A 15,195-nucleotide genomic window follows, 5' to 3' on the forward strand; every position below is an offset into this window, starting at 1 on the left:
GGACGATCCGTTGCGACTTTTGCGGCGACTATGAAGTCTCGGGTCCGGTGTTCAAAGCTGGGCTTCTCGACAAGCTGGATCGCCAAAGAAGGCTGGATGCGCTCGAAAGAGCGAAGTCCTCCACTCCCTCCGGTAAGCGCCCGATGATCACAAGGCACGATCTTTAGCGAACATGCCGATCTCGCCCGCCGATCTCTTCCGCCTACCCTAATCGGCGACGAGACGGCGAAGACAACTACTTCATGCGCCTCATCTCTTGTGCCAGGATCGGAGCGGCACCTACGTGAAGATCACGCCGGAAGGCTCCTGCGGCTGCGGGGGAGCCGGCCACCCTGTCCCCAATGTCCCGGAACCAGGCGAAGCTCCGCGCCTTGCAAAGGGCTACGAGACAGACTTCGACGAAAGGGGCTGGTGACACTGATGGCGCATGCCACAGCTCGCCGCTAGGAAAGAATCGCCATCATCTGGTTGCGGCTTCATGGGGGGCGTTTGCCGCCATGTACTCCTCCCACAGGGTCCATGGGGTGATCGGCAGCAAGTAGGCGGCTCCTGCATTCCCAACCCCCACGACCCTGCCCCGGGTGTCGGAGCCGTTCCCCTTTCCTTGGGGATCTGTTTAGCGTGAAGCGCTCGCCTGCGGCTCAGGCCCCGACCCGAAGAACGCGCGGCACGCGGGCGAGAGCTGCGACTTATTGCGGATCATGCAGGCCTTGATGCGATCGACATCGGGAATGAAGGCGTAGCAGAGTCGCATCGCATCGGGGGAGCAGGCCTGCCGCTGCTCCGGCGTATAGGCGGTGCCCGCGTGAGGCCACATCGACACGGTGACCGCGCCTGCCAACACCAAGCCGAGTCGAAAACCACCGAAGACGATCGCCATGATGATTCCCCCTGTTTCGGAGAATTGTCGGTGAGCGTCTTGGCATTTTCAAGGCCCCCGCACCAAACGGGTGATGCGAGCGCCTGGTGGGTTTTCACTTCGCTGCGTCAGCACCCGCCTTTGCGACTTGGCCATCCTGAACTGACGTCCCGCCAGAGACGCCGATCGCCCCGACAATCTTGCCATCCACATTAATGGGAATGCCGCCTTCTAGTGGAGATGCCCCACGGAGTGCCAATGAACGCAAACCCATGCCCCCCTGCGCCACGAGATCCTCGAACACCTTGCTAGGGCGCCTGTAGTTAATCGCGCTGTGCGCCTTGTCCTCGGCAGCCATAAGAGAGCCGTATTGCGTATTGTCGAGCTTGTGCAGCATCACCATGTGGCCCGTGCTGTCGAGGATGACGATGGCCATCGCCCAGTTGTTCTTTACGGCCTCCGTTTCCGCGGCAGCCATCACTTTCTTGGCTGCCTCGAGCCCCAGTGGCGCTCCATAAGGCGTTATCGGAGGTGGGGATGGCGCCTGTTGAGCGCTGGCTGTTGCGGTGAGCATCACTGCAGCCACGATGGAAGCGACTAGCGTCTTGTCGTGCGTCCTCATGTTGTTGTCCTCCCGATATCTGCTGGTCGGTTAAATAGGCAGCCCCTGCACTGGGACCATTTGCGACCGCAGGATTGCGCCAATCCGTACCACAGTCCATCGGCTGGGGCGTGCCACCGGCGCAAAAGGCAGAGCGGCCCCTCTTCCTATTGCGGGTACTAGGCCCGGATGGGTCGCCCCTCGATTGGCTGCGCGTCAAGGACCGCTATGGGGCGAAAGCGCCGAATTAAGCGAATGCCGCGGTCCTTCATTGGCGTAATTCGGTAAAACAGATTGCCACTCCGCTGGAGTAAACGGGCGTCGTCCGCGCTCGTTATCGACCGCGCCTGGGGAGCCTTGAGTAGCTCGATATCATCATTGTGCAGCGGCACCGAATATCGTCACTCAACTGCCGCCTGAACGTCACAATAGATCATCAAAGCGTCATTTCCAGAGCGGCCAATGAGCGGTAGCTGGGCCGATACACTCTACAGGGAGGGTGAGCCATGGCACTGCGATTCCGTACCATCGACGGCTCCAGGAACAACCTTGCCGATCCCAACATGAATCAGGCCGACACCGACTTTGCTCGGGTCCGGCGCATTTCGCCGATGGATCTAATGAAATGACAGCGGGGCCGACCCCCGCGCGATCAGCAACATCGCCGTGGCGCAGGAGGACACCGGGGAGGAAAGCCCGCATTTGATGGACGACGACGGCGTTGCGCTATCAGGTATGATGTATGGGTGGGCCCAGTTCATAGATCACGATCTGGATTTGCAAAAGCAGGGCACAATCACGGATATCTCGATCACGGTCGCAGCTGATGATGAGTTTCTCCCGGCCGGCAGCATTATTCCGCTGGTGCGGGTAGCCATCGATCCCGCGACCGGTGTTGCCGGCATCCCGCAACTGCCATCAACACGGTCACAGGTTGGCTGGATGGATCGCAGATTTACGGATCCGACGCTGCCACCGCAGCGAGCCTGCGGACCGCCGACGGTCATATGAAAATGTCGGCGGGGCAAAATCTCGCGATCGTCGAGACTGATCAGGGCAAGGTCTTTGCGGCCGGTGACGTGCGGGCGCAGGAGAACCCCGACCTGACGGCCTTGCAGGTCTTGTTTGTGCGCGAGCATAATTATCAGGTTGATCGCCTGCACGAGGAACATCCACATTGGAGCGGCGACAGGCTGTACGAGACGGCCAAGGCCATCACCACGGCCGAGATGGTCAACATCACCTATAACGAATTCCCGCCGCATCTGTTAGAACGACGCTATTGCGCCGTACCACGGCTATGATCCTACGGTAGACGCGCGAATCACCGAAGAGTTTGCGGGTGCTGCGTTTCGCTTCGGTCACTCCATCGTCTCCGATGAAATCAGTGCGATCAGCAATCTAGGTGCCTTCACATCCGAGCAGACGCTGGCGAAATCATTCTTTGAAGATACGGCGACGTTCCAAGCTACGGGTGCAGATGGCTTGCTTCGGCATCTGTCCGGAGACCTGGCGAATCTGCTGGACGCCCGGATTGTCGACGGCGTGCGCAACTTCCTGGTCGATCCTCCGGACGGTATCGATCTAGCGGCGATCAATATCCAGCGCGGCCATGATCTAGGGTTGGGTACACTAAACCAGACCCGGGAGGCGCTGGGACTTGCGCCGTATACCAGCTTCGGTCAGCTCAGCTCTGATCCGAAGACGGCGGCGGCGTTCGAGAAAGCCTATGGTTCTATCGATGCCGTCGATTTGTGGGCTGGTGGATTGGCTGAGGATCATGCTGAAGGAGCCATCATCGGACCCACCTTCGGCAAGATCATCGGCGATCAGTTCACTGCGTTGCGCGACGGCGATCGGTACTATTTCGAGAACCAGAAGTTCGACAGCGAGACTGAACGAGATCAAGGGCACCACCCTGTCGGATTTGATCCTGCGCAACACTGATACCACGGCGATTCAGAGTGATGCTTTCGTTGCGACCGAGCGGCGCAGCGGCACCCTGGGAGGAGGACACCCTGACCGACGGGATCTAGATGACACGCTGGTGGCCGCGAGCGGCCACATGACCATGACCGGCGGTGGCGCCGATACGTTCGTGTTCAACACTTACTACTTCAAGGGGAGACACAACACTGCAACCATCACTGATTTTGATCCGAAAGTGGACAAGCTGCAACTTTTGAACGAAGACTACGTCAAAATAACCTCCGACCACCACGGCGGAACACTGCTGCAAGTCGGCAACGAGACCATCGACTTGCTGGACGTCAAGCCGAACGAATTGCACCATCGAGACTGGGCATAAGACCAACGGCTGCGTCGCTCTAATGGGCGGCGCGGCACCTCTTAGTTGGTGAGATGACTCGCCGTTTTTCGCATAGCGACGGGACCAATCGTGTCGCGTCCAGCGCGGTGATCCAGCTAGCGATGATCTTAGCGTCACAATTGCAATCCCCTGGTCGATAACGTCCGCGCTGGGTCGATGCCGAAAGTCTTCTTACATCGCTGACGCAAATTTTCCGAGCCATAGGTGCGGCGGACTGACAAAGCGCCCGTCATCAGCGACTGAGCGCGTAAGTGTTCGGCACCGAAAATGAAGGTGAACCCGACCGTCAGAATGGTGCCGCCGAAAAGCACCACCCGGATGATTGCGGGCACGACGCCGTCGGCCATGACACGGCGTTCGCGCCGAACCTCACTGATCGAATCAACGTGCCGTAGGATCTCGGCCAAGACGAGCCTTCATCGGTACCTAATGACTGGAATTTAAGAACCGCGTGGTAGATTTCGTTCAGCGTCTCAGTAGTAGCGGGCTTTGCTTGCGGCTCTCCATGGCCGGCCAGTCGCTTGCGGTAGCGGACGTCAGGTAGGCTGTCGTCGACTCGCGAATGGCAGCTCCGCGCTCGGGATCGATCCCCTGTGTTAGGCGAAAAACGGTTGCGGCCGCACCGGCCTCCTTGGCCACTTCGCTCTCGGCTTATTGAATTTTGCCACACGACCACGGCAAAGGCGAGCAACTCCACGTCGAGCACAGGCTTGGCGCGATGATAATGGCGCCGAATTGATCCAAAGCTCGCGAAACCTGCTCGATCATGCCTGCGGCAAATTGGGGGTACTCCGTCAGGCTCGGTTCCAACTCCAAACGAGCGAGTTGACCATCGTTGCAGCAGGATAAGGATTCAGTAGCTTTGAGTAGTGAGCACGCATGGTGGCTGTCACCCCTCACCCCATGACAATTCTCACTTTGAGGAGCAATCCACGTCGCTGAGAAATCTGACTGTTGCAACAACCTTGGCCGCGTTGACCGCTGTCGGCGGAGTCTGGTTCCGGCCGGCCGCCCACGCAGCTAGCACCAAGGAGTGCGGGACCACCACCACGACCACGACGTCGGGCGTGACGCCGCCTAATCCAAGTGCGGGCTTCACGCTGACGACGACCACATCGAGCACGCCGCCGCCGCGACGGAGAGGGCTCGCTTCGCGACCGAGCGCGAGCTCATCGTTGTTGTCGCCCAAAAATCCCCGACGTGCTGAAATACTGAAATACGTTGACGAACCGCCAACACGGATTCGGAGCTTTCAGATGAGAAAAGTGCTCGCTGCCAAACTGCATGGCATCCATGTTACGGAGGCCAATCTTCACTATCTCGGTTCAATCACACTCGATCCGGACCACTGCCAGGAAGCAGGCATTTTCCCGATGGAATTCGTGGAGATTTGGAATAAGAACTCCGGGGCACGAATTTCGACCTACGTTATTTTTGGCGCACGCGGTTCGCGGTGTTGTGTCCTCAACGGTGCTGCCGCACGCACGTGCCAAGTTGGTGACGCGATCATTGTCTGTAGTTCGACATATGTGGACGAGACAAGAATCGCTCAGCTGAGACCAAAAATCCTTACCTTCGATCGCTACAACCAGGTTACGGATCGCCTGACCTATTCGGTGACTCGGGAACCTACGGAGCGCTATTGCTTCGAAATCCTGGGTGAGTCAGGCGACATCAAAGCAATACCCCTTCGTGTTGCAGAATCGGACTGAAGTCCGTTTGACGGGATCTAGATCGGAAATGAGCTAAACATGCTGGGGCATACGCCTTTGTGATTGAGTTCGGAACTTAGTAGCCGCGCTGAAGTTTTGCGAGAAAACCGTCTCACCCTCAGAACGAGAAAAGCGAGTATTACAGCCTTGCTAGCCTCCGGGAACAGAGCGGGAGCGCTCCCACACACTGAACCTACATCTGCATCCCAGCGTCGGACGTGGTTCATGGAGCTTGTCGCTCCGGGCATTCCGCAACATCACTTGCCGTTCGCTCTCGAGATTTTCGGCGACCTCGACATTGCAGCGCTTCAACTCAGCCTCGATTTTGTCGTCGAGCGCCACGAGGCGCTAAGGACAGTATTCGTGGATGATCGCGGCGAGCTTCGCCAAGCGGTCGGGGGCCCTCGCGCTGTCGTCGCGCTGATCGACGCCCCATCCAGACCCGATACGGAGTTAAACACCATCCTCCGTGAACAGGTCACGGCTCCGTTTGACCTCAACCGGGGCCCTCTGGTTCGCTTGGTCGCCGTCAGGCGCGCGCCGGGGGCGCATGTCCTGGTGTTCGTTCTGCACCACATCATTGCCGATAATCTGTCGCTTGGCGTGTTCGCGCGAGAGATGGCCGAGGTCTATCGAGCATTCAGTGCTCGCAGCGTGCCGGTACTTGCGCCGCTGCCGTGGCAATACGTCGACTTCGCCATCGCTGAAGCCCGTTGGCTCGCCAGTCCCACATTTCGCACTCGCCTAAAGTGTTACGCGGAGAAAATTGGTCCCACGACAGCGCGCCTGGACTTCGGTTCCGAGCAAATCTCCACTACCGGGCAGGCCGGCGCGAACCACGTCATGTCCCTCGACCCTGCCGTGGTGGATCGCCTCAAACAGGTTGCGCAGCGCGGCCGCGTGACTCTGTTCACGGTGCTGCTTGCTGCGCTCGAAACAGTGCTCGCGCCTTACGCGGACAGGCCAGATTTCGTTATCGCAGTGCCTGTGGCTGGCCGCGCCAGCGATGGCGCAGAGGGCGTGATCGGTCCCCTTGCCAATATCGTTGGCCTGAAGACGAGTCTGCGCGCGGGCGGGACAATGGCTGAGCTTCTGGCCGACACCGGCCGCCAGCTTATGGATACTCTCGAGTATGAGAACGTGCCCTGGGATGCGCTGGTGCGTGCCAACAATCCCTCACGCTCTGCCGATTCTTCGCCGCTTAGTCAGGTAATGCTGTCTTGGGCAGCGGTGCCGGCGCCGTTTCAGCGCTTCGGGAGCCTGCCATGCCGACAGATCTGGCTTCCGTCTCCCGTGCCATCAATCGATCTTTTTGTAACCGCATCGGAGACGCCTGACGGGATACTATGGCTCGGTTTCGATAGCCGACCAGACAAGGTGTCTCCCCGTACAGTTTTCCGTCTATCGGGCACGCTGCAAACCGTCCTCCTTGAAATTGCTTATGGAGATATTACCACGCTCAGGGCGTATCCGAGACACGGCACAGGCGCCGCCATGCCTCGCCATCACATTCGCGATGCTTTTGGTGCCACCTCCGCCAACAGCTTCGCGCCCAGCCCCTGCGAAACAACGAAGCGTCGCGAGGTGCTCGAGAAACTCGTTGCCGAGCTATGGCGGCGGCTTCTCGGCGTCCCACCAAATCATATGCGCGAAGACTTCTTTGATGCCGGCGGCGACTCGCTGTTGGCGGTGCGGCTGATGTCGCAGCTGTGCATTTACCTCGATCGGAAGCTGCCGGTTGCGCTTTTCTTCAAGGCCCCCACCGTCGCCGGGCTAGTGAATGGTCTCCTTGAAAACAATACTAGCGAATTGGATTACTCCATCATCAAACTCGCAGACGGAATTGACGGCCGGGTGCTGTTTGTAAGCGCTGCGCAAAACGGTCTCGATGAACTGGCTGCGGCGATGCCGCGGGGGCCGTCGATATATAGATTGGATGCTTACTTCCTTCAGGAGCAGCAACTGCTTGCCGGCCGGCCCATGCTTGATAGCGTGGAGGCCATTGCTGCGGAATTCCGGTATCGACTGAAAGCGGTTCAACCGAAAGGCCCGTATCTGCTGGCCGGCGGCTGCGAAGGCGGCGTATTGTCTTACGAGTTAGCGCTTCAGCTTCAGCGGCAAGGTGATGAGGTTGCTTTTCTCGCCATGTTGGATACGCCCGTCCGCGGCTTCTGGGAATCGAAGCCAGCCTTTCTAGGTTCGGTCAGGGTGGCCAAGCGCCGATTTTTAGATTTTATCTTGCGACAACCACCTCAACCGACGACGCCAGAGCATGAGCAGGTCCAACGCATCTGGGCGATGATCTGGCAGGCCGTGCGCTCATACCAGCCCGAACGCCTTTTTGACGGAGACGTTCACCAGTTCAAGGCGGAAATGACACGATTGGGCATTGCCGACGTTGCGTCTGGTTGGGATCGTCGGGTTACCGGCCGGGTCGCGGTCCATATGTTGCCCGGTGACCATCTCAGCTGGATAACAAATCCGCAGAGCCGCGCAACAATCTCCGCCGTGTTGGATGCAGTAGTGCGGCCTCCGGTTTCGCCCGGACCTACTCAGTGACTGAGCGACCTACCATTACTATCGGGAGTGCAACGCCAGTCTCGCGGCGTGTGCCCGCCGGTCTCGCTGAGCTTGCGGCCTATCGCGAGTTGCTCGGATACATGACCGTCAACCGCCTCCGGGTTCGCTATCAGAACAGTTGGCTAGGGTGGGCTTGGGCGGTCTTGCAGCCACTTGCATTCCTGGGATTTCTCTCAGTGGTCGGTTTGGCCGTCGGTGGCTATGCGACCTCTGGGATCGCTTACCCACTCTTTATCCTTGCCAGCTTGTCGCCGTGGACATTCTTCGCGACATCTCTCAGCACCTCGGCCGCGAACGTGTTGAACAGCAGATCACTCATCGCCAAGGTGTATTTCCCTCGCGACATCGTGCCGTTCTCTAGCGTCCTCGCGGCCCTCGCCGACCTCGCGATCGCGACGGCGCTGACGATGGTCGCTCTCGTATGCACCGGCCACAGCATTCCGGCGACCGCGATCGAACTTCTGCCAATCAGCCTGATCCTGATCGTTTATGCAGCTGCGTTTTCGCTGCTGCTCTCCATTGCGCAGATCGGATTTCGCGATGTCGCGATCGGATTGCCTCTTTTACTCCAGGGATTGTTGTTCACGACGCCCGTCCTGTACCCATCGGGCGCCGTTCCCGAGCACTGGCGCGCAATCTATACACTCAACCCACTGGCACTGCTGGTCGAGGCCTTCCGGGGCGCATTGATCGACAAGCAAACCATCAGCCTCGCGCAGCTCGTTTACGCCGCTCTCGTGGGGCTAGTTCTGTTCGCGATTGCTTATTTCGCATTTAAGACTGCCGAACCAACCATGGTCGACGAAATCTAGTCATGTCTGCTGTCGATATCGTTGCCCACAACGTGTCAAAGTCCTATCGTGTCCATCGCGACGGCAGGAGCGGCCGCGGCCTGTTCAGATTCAGGCCTGCAGAACGCTTTTGGGCACTGAAAAATGTCAGCTTCGACGTTCGGCGTGGCGAGACACTGGGGGTTGTCGGCCCGAATGGTTCTGGCAAAACCACATTGATCAAACTGCTCGCCCGCATCACTTCGCCTGATAGCGGACAAATCACTATCGCCGGTCGGTTGATGTCCCTGGTGGAAGTTGGAGCAGGTTTCCATTCCGAACTCAGTGGCCGCGATAATGTCTTCCTAAACGCTGCGATCTTCGGAGTTCCAGTGGGGCAAGTACGAAAGCGCTTCGACCACATCCTGGAATTCTCAGGACTCGCCGAGTTTATCGATGCCCCGGTCAAGACCTATTCATCAGGAATGTTCGTCAGGCTGGGCTTTGCCGTCGCCGCGCACCTCGACGCAGATATCCTTCTTCTCGACGAAGTATTGGCAGTGGGCGACCTGGCTTTCCAGGCTCGTTGCATGGACCGGATCGAGGAAATCCGACGCTCGGGACGTACAATTCTGCTCGTTTCCCATGATCTCGCGGCAGTCGAGCGGCTTTGCGACAGAGTCCTTCTGCTTACCTCTGGTGAAGTGGCGGGCGAAGGCGCCCCGAGTGACATGATCGAGAAATACCAGATCATTGCGGCAACGCGCATCCCAGCCTCCGGTTCGAATCTCGAGGGTGGCGCCGTCGTCCTACACGGCGTCAGCTTCGTCGGCCGTGACGGCGCTCGACCTAGGACGGGAGACGCTCTGACTGTGCGCGTGAGCTACGAGGCCACAGCATTGGTTGACGACGCCGTGTTCACGGTGAGTTTCATCTGGCCCAGCGGCTATATCTGCACCGAGCTTGTGTCGTCGAGGTCCACTCTCGTGGTGGGACACGGGTGCATTGTTTTTGATTGTCCGATGCTTGCTATGCAACGGGGGCTTTACACAGTCGATCTCACGGTCGCCACAGACGCCGGTCGTGTTCTAGCCAAACGCGTGCGTGCCGCGCCGTTTCGTGTAGATCCGGGTCTTATCGTGCAGGGCGATTTCTACATGGCGCACAGCAACAGGCTGGAGCGAGACCCGAATTAAATTAAATTGCTTCAATGTCCCGCCCTACGCTGCGTATCAGCGCATCGAGTTCCTCGGGCGACAGTTGGACAAGTCGATTCCTCAGCTCGCTCAACTCCGTTCTCGACCGCGCCTGTGGCCTGATCTCCGTCAATTCCTGGTCGTCGGCCGGCGGGGCGTCTTTTACGGCATTCGAGAAACCTGCCAGCGTTGGGTTGTCGAACAGCGCCCGGATTGGGATGTCGATGCCGAACCGGCGCCGCACGCGCACGATGACTTGCATGGCAAGCAGTGAATTGCCGCCGAGGTCGAAGAAATCGTCGGTTGCTTGAATGTCGTCCTCACGCAGTACGGTTCGCCAGATCTCTGCCACGTCGGCATTCACCGGCATCGTGCCGGGTGCAGCCTCCTGGCGTGTGGGCGCATCAGCAAGCGATTTGAGAGCCATCTGATCGACCTTGCCGCTCGGCAAGAGCGGAAGCGCATCAACCACGAACAGTTTGGCTGGGACCGCTGCCGACGGCAAACGCTCCTGAAGCGATGCACGCAATTCGCTCGGAACGGGCGCCTTCTGTTCCTGGTGTCCGACAACGAATGCGACCAGTCGTTGTTGGTCAGCATCGCCCACGATCATCGCTGCGGCGTCCTTCACCGCGGCGTGGCTGCGGAGCGCCCCAAGGACTTCGTCGAGTTCCAGCCTGACACCCCGCAGCTTCACCTGGTTGTCGTTGCGGCCGAGATAAAGGATCGTGCCATCCGCCCGGCACACTCCACGGTCGCCAGTATTGAACAGTATCGGCGAAGGCGCGCCCGCAATCGGATTGACTCTGAAGCGCTCGGCAGTCAGATCGGGTTTGCCCCAATAGCCAAGTGCCAGGCAAGCGCCGCCCGCGTGGATCACGCCGGGCATGCCCACCGGGGTAGGCTGGCCCACGCGGTCGAGAACGTAGACCTGCGTATTGGCAATGGGTTTGCCAATCGGCACGGGTCCGTCGGCGTCTGCGTCCTGAACCTCGTGGACAAGAATGTCGGCTGCGACCTCGGAAGATCCGTAGAGATTGATGAGCTTTCGGCCGGGGCAGGCCAGCTTGAAACGTCTCACGAGATCCGGCGTGAGAACTTCGCCGCTCACCGACCACATCTCGAGAGCCGGCAGACGCCTTCCCAGGTCGGGCGCGTGGTCGAGCAGCACGCGCAGCAACGTCGGCACGAGCACAATCCTGGTGACGCAATGCTGTCCGAGCAGCGCGATAAATTTTTCCGGGTCAAGGATGATCTCATCCGGAATAATCACCGTCGGCACGCCTGCCAGCAGCGGTCCAAGCATTTCCCAGACGGCGTCAACGAAGCCGATCGACGTCTTGCAACAGGCCACCTCGCCGCGGGCGAACGGATACGCCTCATGCATCCAGTCGATCCGGTTCATCAAGGCTCTGGTCGCGCCCATGACGCCTTTCGGCACCCCGGTCGAGCCGGACGTGAAGAGGACATAGGCGAGATCGATGCCCGCTCCTGTACCCACCATCTCGACCGGCTTGCTCCAAAGCGGAGCATCCCGATCCATCACGACCGCTGAAAGCCCGGAAGGCAAGCGGTTGGACAACGCGCGAAGGGTGAGCACGGTACGGCAGCCGGCCAGTGCGACGAGTTGCGCGAGGCGCTTATCCGGTTGGGCGGTATCGAGAGGAACCCACGGTATGCCGGCGACCAGGCACCCCAGTACTGCCGTAAAGGCATCGACCGAGCGGGGCAGGAAGATGCCGACCGGCTCGGCGGTATGGCCACGCAGCGCCGTTGCGACCTGACCCGCACACCGAGCAAGCTCGCCAAAGCTGATCCGCTGATCGTCAGAAATGAGCGCGACGTCGCCCGGCAGCTTGGCCGAAATCGCGGCAAAGGCGTCTGCCGGCGTATGTTGCAGGTATTCGCGCGCCGTGGAATTCCACTCGAACACCGCACGTTGCCAGTCGTCCTTGTCAAGCAAGTTGATGCCACTGATAGCTCGCTCGGGTTTGTCGACGACCGCCTCCAGGATACGCCGGAATTGATCGGCCATTTGCGCTATCGTCGACGGATCGAAGAGTTCGCTGTCATATTCGAATGAGCAAGCGAGTCCGTCACTCTCGATGATCTCGAGCGAGAGATCCAGTTTGGCCACACCAGGGTCGACGTCCACGTCCTGAATCTGGAGGCCGGCCAACTTCGGCGCTTGATGTCGAAAGTTCTGAAGCACGAACATGACCTGAAAGATGGGGGAATGGTCCCGTGTCCGCGGACTACCCATATCAGCCACGACCCGCTCGAATGGAACGTGCTGGTGCTCAAACGCGTCAAGCAAGACCGATCGATTGCGGGCCAGCATTGCAGAAAAGGTGGGATCGCCTGACAGATCCCCGCGCAGCGCCAATGTGTTCACAAAGCAACCGATGAGTTGCGCGAGATCCTCGTCGCGACTTCCGGACACTGGCGTACCGACCACGACGTCATCTGTATCGGCCCAGCGTTGCAGCAGAATTTGGAATGCCGATAGAAGGCCCATGAAGAGAGTGGCACCGTGGCGGGCGCACAACGCTCGCAGCGTTTCGGTGAGACGTTCATCTATGTCGAAGCCGAGACGCTTGCCGCGGTGGCCCCGCGGGGCGGAACGCGGGCGAACAGTCGGCAATGCAAGGACAGGTGGCGCGCCAGCAAGCGCTTTCCGCCAGAACGCGACGTCTTGCTCGAATGCCGCCCGCGCGTACAGCCGTTCCTGCCGTTCGGCGAAATCGCTGTATTGAAACGCGAGCTCCGGCAGAACAGCCGGCTTGTTGCCTAGTCTCGCCTCGTAGAGACTGGCGAGTTCATCGAAGAAAGTCCCCATTGACGATCCGTCGACGATGATGTGATGAAATACGATCACGAGTACGTGTTCTTGTTCCGACACCCGCGCAAGCGCAACGCGTAAGTGCGGCGGTACGGCAAGATCAAAGGCAGTCTGACACATTCGCGCCGCAAGTGCGTCCACCTGCATACGACGTTCAGGTTCCGGCAGTGAGCCGAAGTCCTGCTCGTCGACGGCGAACGAGATCTTCTCATGCACATGCTGCAGAACCATCCCGTTTCGCTCGACAAGCCCCGTCCGCAGGACTTCGTGCCGCGCGATAAGGTCGTCAAATGCACGCGCGAGGAGATGGTTGTGAACCATCCCTCTGAGCCGCAGTACTCTCAACAGATTGAATACGGGCGTTCCCGGGTCGATTTCATTCGCCAACCAGAAAGCCCGCTGCTGGGCGGAGGCTGCTCGCAGTTCATCTCGGGTCGGAAAATCAAGCAAACATCTCTCCATTCCGAGGCAATAGGGATGCGGCACTAAGCTTTCAGCATCTGCATAGATGGAGGGGCATCAAAAATAATTCCGAAAATATAACATAAGCGTCTTCACAGAAAAAGCTCATGAATACTGAATTACCTATACGAAATTTTGGAGAAATTCATAACCGGCGGCAACCAGACTTGGTGCCGGCGAGTCGCTCTCACTCCAAACCCCCGTCGTCGTCGCCTCTCGGCAACATGATGGCGGCGAGCCTCTGAGAGAGCTTCAGCTTGGGAAACGAGGTGCATCACACAAGTACGTTCACCGGCCACAGGACGAAAGGGTGGGCAAATACCTCGAAAGAGGTAGTTTTCGGTAGGCTGAGTCGGCGGTTAGAGTGTCAGCCGGCGTTCAACATTGACCCGCATCGGCGTGCAGTTTTTGACTTGCCTTATCAAGGCGGCATCGCACAGGCGCAAACGCGGAGCGAGGTACCAAATAGGCGCCACGAACATGGCGAGCCGCGAGCGGCGGGCCGGATTGATCGAAGCAGTAGCTTGGCCGGCCTAAAGAAGAGTGCCACTTGCGGCGCGAGTGGGCTAGGCGGAGCCTACGATGAACATGGGCATCTTCATTGCTATCGTCGAGGACCGGAAGACGGCTTGTAGACCGCATCGCAAGCTTGTGCCTAGGCGATTGGCGATGGTTGTGTTCTTGCTATTGGCCTGCATGTTTCATCAGGCTGTGCCATTGATTGCGCGAACGAACGCGCCTGAAGCTACGCCACAGATACCGCCCTATCCAATGCAGACCATGCCTCGACTGGCACAAGCCAAGCGCTCCCCTAGCACAAATACGGTGGGAATCGTGACGGGCCGCCCAACCGGGACTGATTTTGCAATCGCCCAAGACATTTCGACGGTTCTCGCGACCGGACAGGAGACTGGTCCGAGAGGTGAGGTGGCATTGCGGATTCTGCCGATGGTCGACAAGGGCGGCATTCAGAACGTTCGTGACGTGCTAACCTTGCCCGGCGCCGACATGGGCATCACTCCCAAAATTTTGCTCAACCGCCTGCGCGCCGGCAAGGAGTTGGGTGATATCTCAAAGAGCTTGGTCTACATCGCCCCGCTCTTCTACGAAGAACTCCACATTCTTGCTCGCCCAGAGATCCGCACCGTTGCCGATCTCGCTGGAACACGCGTCAACCTTGGTGAGGAGGATAGCGGTACGGACATCCTGGCGCGGGACATTCTCACTCGACTAGGCCTGAAAGCGACAGAAATAAACGTTGACCAGAATGCAGCTGTTGAACGCATGCGGAACGGCGACATCGCGGCCACGATGTTCATCACGGGCAAACCCGCCCGGTGGCTCGAACGCTACGAGCACGAGGACGGCTTCCATCTCGTTCCCGTCCCATACACGTCCTCCTTGGAGGAGGACTACCTGCCGGCGACTTTCACCCATCAGGATTACCCGAACCTGATCGCTACTGACGAGCGCATCGACACGCTTGCGGTTGGTTCGGTCCTCATCACTTACAACTCGCCTCGGGCAAGCGAGCGGTACCAGCGCTTAGAGACCTTCGTTAACGCGTTCTTTTCGCGTATTTCAGAGTTCGAGAGTCCAGCGCGGCACCCGAAGTGGAAAGAGATCAACGTTGCGGCGGAGTGGCCCGGGTGGACCCGCTTCGCTCCCGCGGAACGCTGGCTGAAGCAGCGCCGATCAACAGCACCCGATGCCGACTCGCGGGCGGAGTTTGAGCGATACCTGGATCGGTCGGGCATCGTGCCTTCCGCCACCGAGCGCGAACGTTTGTTTCAGGATTTCCTACGCTGGTGGAAGGGGAGAGACCGCTGATCGATCTCACATCC

15 protein-coding genes are annotated in these 15,195 nt (G+C 59.1%); 10 read left to right on the forward strand and 5 right to left on the reverse strand.

The features are described 5' to 3' along the window. Positions 1-616 precede the first annotated feature (616 nt). Together YY7_RS52965 and YY7_RS0126905 are read right to left on the reverse strand one after the other, a co-directional pair. Positions 617-880 carry a hypothetical protein gene (locus YY7_RS52965; protein ID WP_051396941.1) on the reverse strand — a complete coding sequence of 88 codons (264 nt, stop codon included), beginning with the start codon at positions 878-880 and terminating at the stop codon, positions 617-619. Positions 881-974: 94 nt separating this feature from the next. Continuing rightward, positions 975-1,481 carry a GlcG/HbpS family heme-binding protein gene (locus YY7_RS0126905; RefSeq protein WP_196237338.1) on the reverse strand — a complete coding sequence of 169 codons (507 nt, stop codon included), beginning with the start codon at positions 1,479-1,481 and terminating at the stop codon, positions 975-977. A gap of 485 nt (positions 1,482-1,966) precedes the next feature. Here YY7_RS0126905 and YY7_RS63465 point away from each other — a divergent pair, with 485 nt between their 5' ends. Genes YY7_RS63465 through YY7_RS60705 form a run of 5 tightly spaced genes read left to right on the forward strand, consistent with a single transcriptional unit; the run spans position 1,967 to position 3,768 of the window. Further along, complete coding sequence (locus YY7_RS63465; protein ID WP_245287417.1) at positions 1,967-2,089, forward strand: peroxidase family protein; 123 nt, start codon at positions 1,967-1,969, stop codon at positions 2,087-2,089. A 37-nt stretch (positions 2,090-2,126) separates the two neighbouring features. Continuing rightward, positions 2,127-2,471 (forward strand): hypothetical protein, encoded by a 345-nt coding sequence (locus YY7_RS56790; protein WP_028165928.1) that lies wholly within the window; start codon positions 2,127-2,129, stop codon positions 2,469-2,471. Then, positions 2,378-2,764, forward strand: coding sequence for a peroxidase family protein (locus tag YY7_RS64480; RefSeq protein ID WP_080663864.1), 387 nt, complete (start codon positions 2,378-2,380; stop codon positions 2,762-2,764). The genes YY7_RS56790 and YY7_RS64480 overlap by 94 nt, the downstream gene beginning before the upstream one ends. A 19-nt stretch (positions 2,765-2,783) precedes the next feature. Then, on the forward strand, positions 2,784-3,407 hold the full coding sequence (locus YY7_RS64485; RefSeq protein WP_283807023.1) for a peroxidase family protein: 624 nt from the start codon (positions 2,784-2,786) through the stop codon (positions 3,405-3,407). Beyond that, the gene (locus YY7_RS60705; RefSeq protein ID WP_155255339.1) at positions 3,388-3,768 is read left to right on the forward strand and encodes a hypothetical protein; all 381 of its coding nucleotides are present in this window, start codon (positions 3,388-3,390) and stop codon (positions 3,766-3,768) included. Before YY7_RS64485 ends, YY7_RS60705 begins: the two co-directional genes overlap by 20 nt. Positions 3,769-3,902: 134 nt before the next feature. Here YY7_RS60705 and YY7_RS0126940 read toward each other — a convergent pair whose 3' ends face one another. Then, on the reverse strand, positions 3,903-4,196 hold the full coding sequence (locus tag YY7_RS0126940) for a hypothetical protein (RefSeq protein WP_028165932.1): 294 nt from the start codon (positions 4,194-4,196) through the stop codon (positions 3,903-3,905). 506 nt (positions 4,197-4,702) lie between these two features. Further along, positions 4,703-4,978 (reverse strand): hypothetical protein, encoded by a 276-nt coding sequence (locus YY7_RS0126945; protein WP_028165933.1) that lies wholly within the window; start codon positions 4,976-4,978, stop codon positions 4,703-4,705. Positions 4,979-5,045: 67 nt separating this feature from the next. On the opposite strand from YY7_RS0126945, the gene panD reads away from it, so the two are divergent. From panD to YY7_RS0126965, 4 genes are all read left to right on the forward strand, one after another. Next, a complete protein-coding gene (gene panD, locus YY7_RS0126950; protein WP_028165934.1) occupies positions 5,046-5,501 on the forward strand; it encodes an aspartate 1-decarboxylase in 456 nt (151 codons plus the stop codon). Positions 5,502-5,648: 147 nt separating this feature from the next. Further along, on the forward strand, positions 5,649-8,060 hold the full coding sequence (locus YY7_RS0126955) for a condensation domain-containing protein (RefSeq protein ID WP_283807021.1): 2,412 nt from the start codon (positions 5,649-5,651) through the stop codon (positions 8,058-8,060). A gap of 101 nt (positions 8,061-8,161) precedes the next feature. Next, complete coding sequence (locus tag YY7_RS0126960) at positions 8,162-8,893, forward strand: ABC transporter permease (protein ID WP_035691020.1); 732 nt, start codon at positions 8,162-8,164, stop codon at positions 8,891-8,893. 2 nt (positions 8,894-8,895) lie between these two features. Then, the gene (locus YY7_RS0126965; protein WP_028165937.1) at positions 8,896-10,047 is read left to right on the forward strand and encodes an ABC transporter ATP-binding protein; all 1,152 of its coding nucleotides are present in this window, start codon (positions 8,896-8,898) and stop codon (positions 10,045-10,047) included. Position 10,048: 1 nt separating this feature from the next. Here YY7_RS0126965 and YY7_RS0126970 read toward each other — a convergent pair whose 3' ends face one another. Continuing rightward, positions 10,049-13,339, reverse strand: a complete 3,291-nt coding sequence (locus YY7_RS0126970; protein ID WP_245287418.1) for a non-ribosomal peptide synthetase — start codon at positions 13,337-13,339, stop codon at positions 10,049-10,051. Between the two features lie 594 nt (positions 13,340-13,933). On the opposite strand from YY7_RS0126970, the gene YY7_RS52975 reads away from it, so the two are divergent. Beyond that, on the forward strand, positions 13,934-15,181 hold the full coding sequence (locus tag YY7_RS52975) for a TAXI family TRAP transporter solute-binding subunit (RefSeq protein WP_051396942.1): 1,248 nt from the start codon (positions 13,934-13,936) through the stop codon (positions 15,179-15,181). The last annotated feature ends 14 nt before the right edge of the window (positions 15,182-15,195 follow it).

Source organism: Bradyrhizobium elkanii WSM2783 (assembly GCF_000472865.1).
Taxonomy (GTDB): Bacteria; Pseudomonadota; Alphaproteobacteria; order Rhizobiales; family Xanthobacteraceae; genus Bradyrhizobium; species Bradyrhizobium elkanii_A.

Coding starts and splice junctions, on each gene's coding strand:
- YY7_RS0126965 (WP_028165937.1), top strand. CDS start 8,896: ATGTCTGCTGTCGATATCGTTGCCCACAACGTGTCAAAGTCCTATCGT.
- YY7_RS0126905 (WP_196237338.1), bottom strand. CDS start 1,481: ATGAGGACGCACGACAAGACGCTAGTCGCTTCCATCGTGGCTGCAGTG.
- YY7_RS0126960 (WP_035691020.1), top strand. CDS start 8,162: ATGACCGTCAACCGCCTCCGGGTTCGCTATCAGAACAGTTGGCTAGGG.
- YY7_RS52965 (WP_051396941.1), bottom strand. CDS start 880: ATGGCGATCGTCTTCGGTGGTTTTCGACTCGGCTTGGTGTTGGCAGGC.
- YY7_RS63465 (WP_245287417.1), top strand. CDS start 1,967: ATGGCACTGCGATTCCGTACCATCGACGGCTCCAGGAACAACCTTGCC.
- YY7_RS52975 (WP_051396942.1), top strand. CDS start 13,934: ATGAACATGGGCATCTTCATTGCTATCGTCGAGGACCGGAAGACGGCT.
- panD (WP_028165934.1), top strand. CDS start 5,046: ATGAGAAAAGTGCTCGCTGCCAAACTGCATGGCATCCATGTTACGGAG.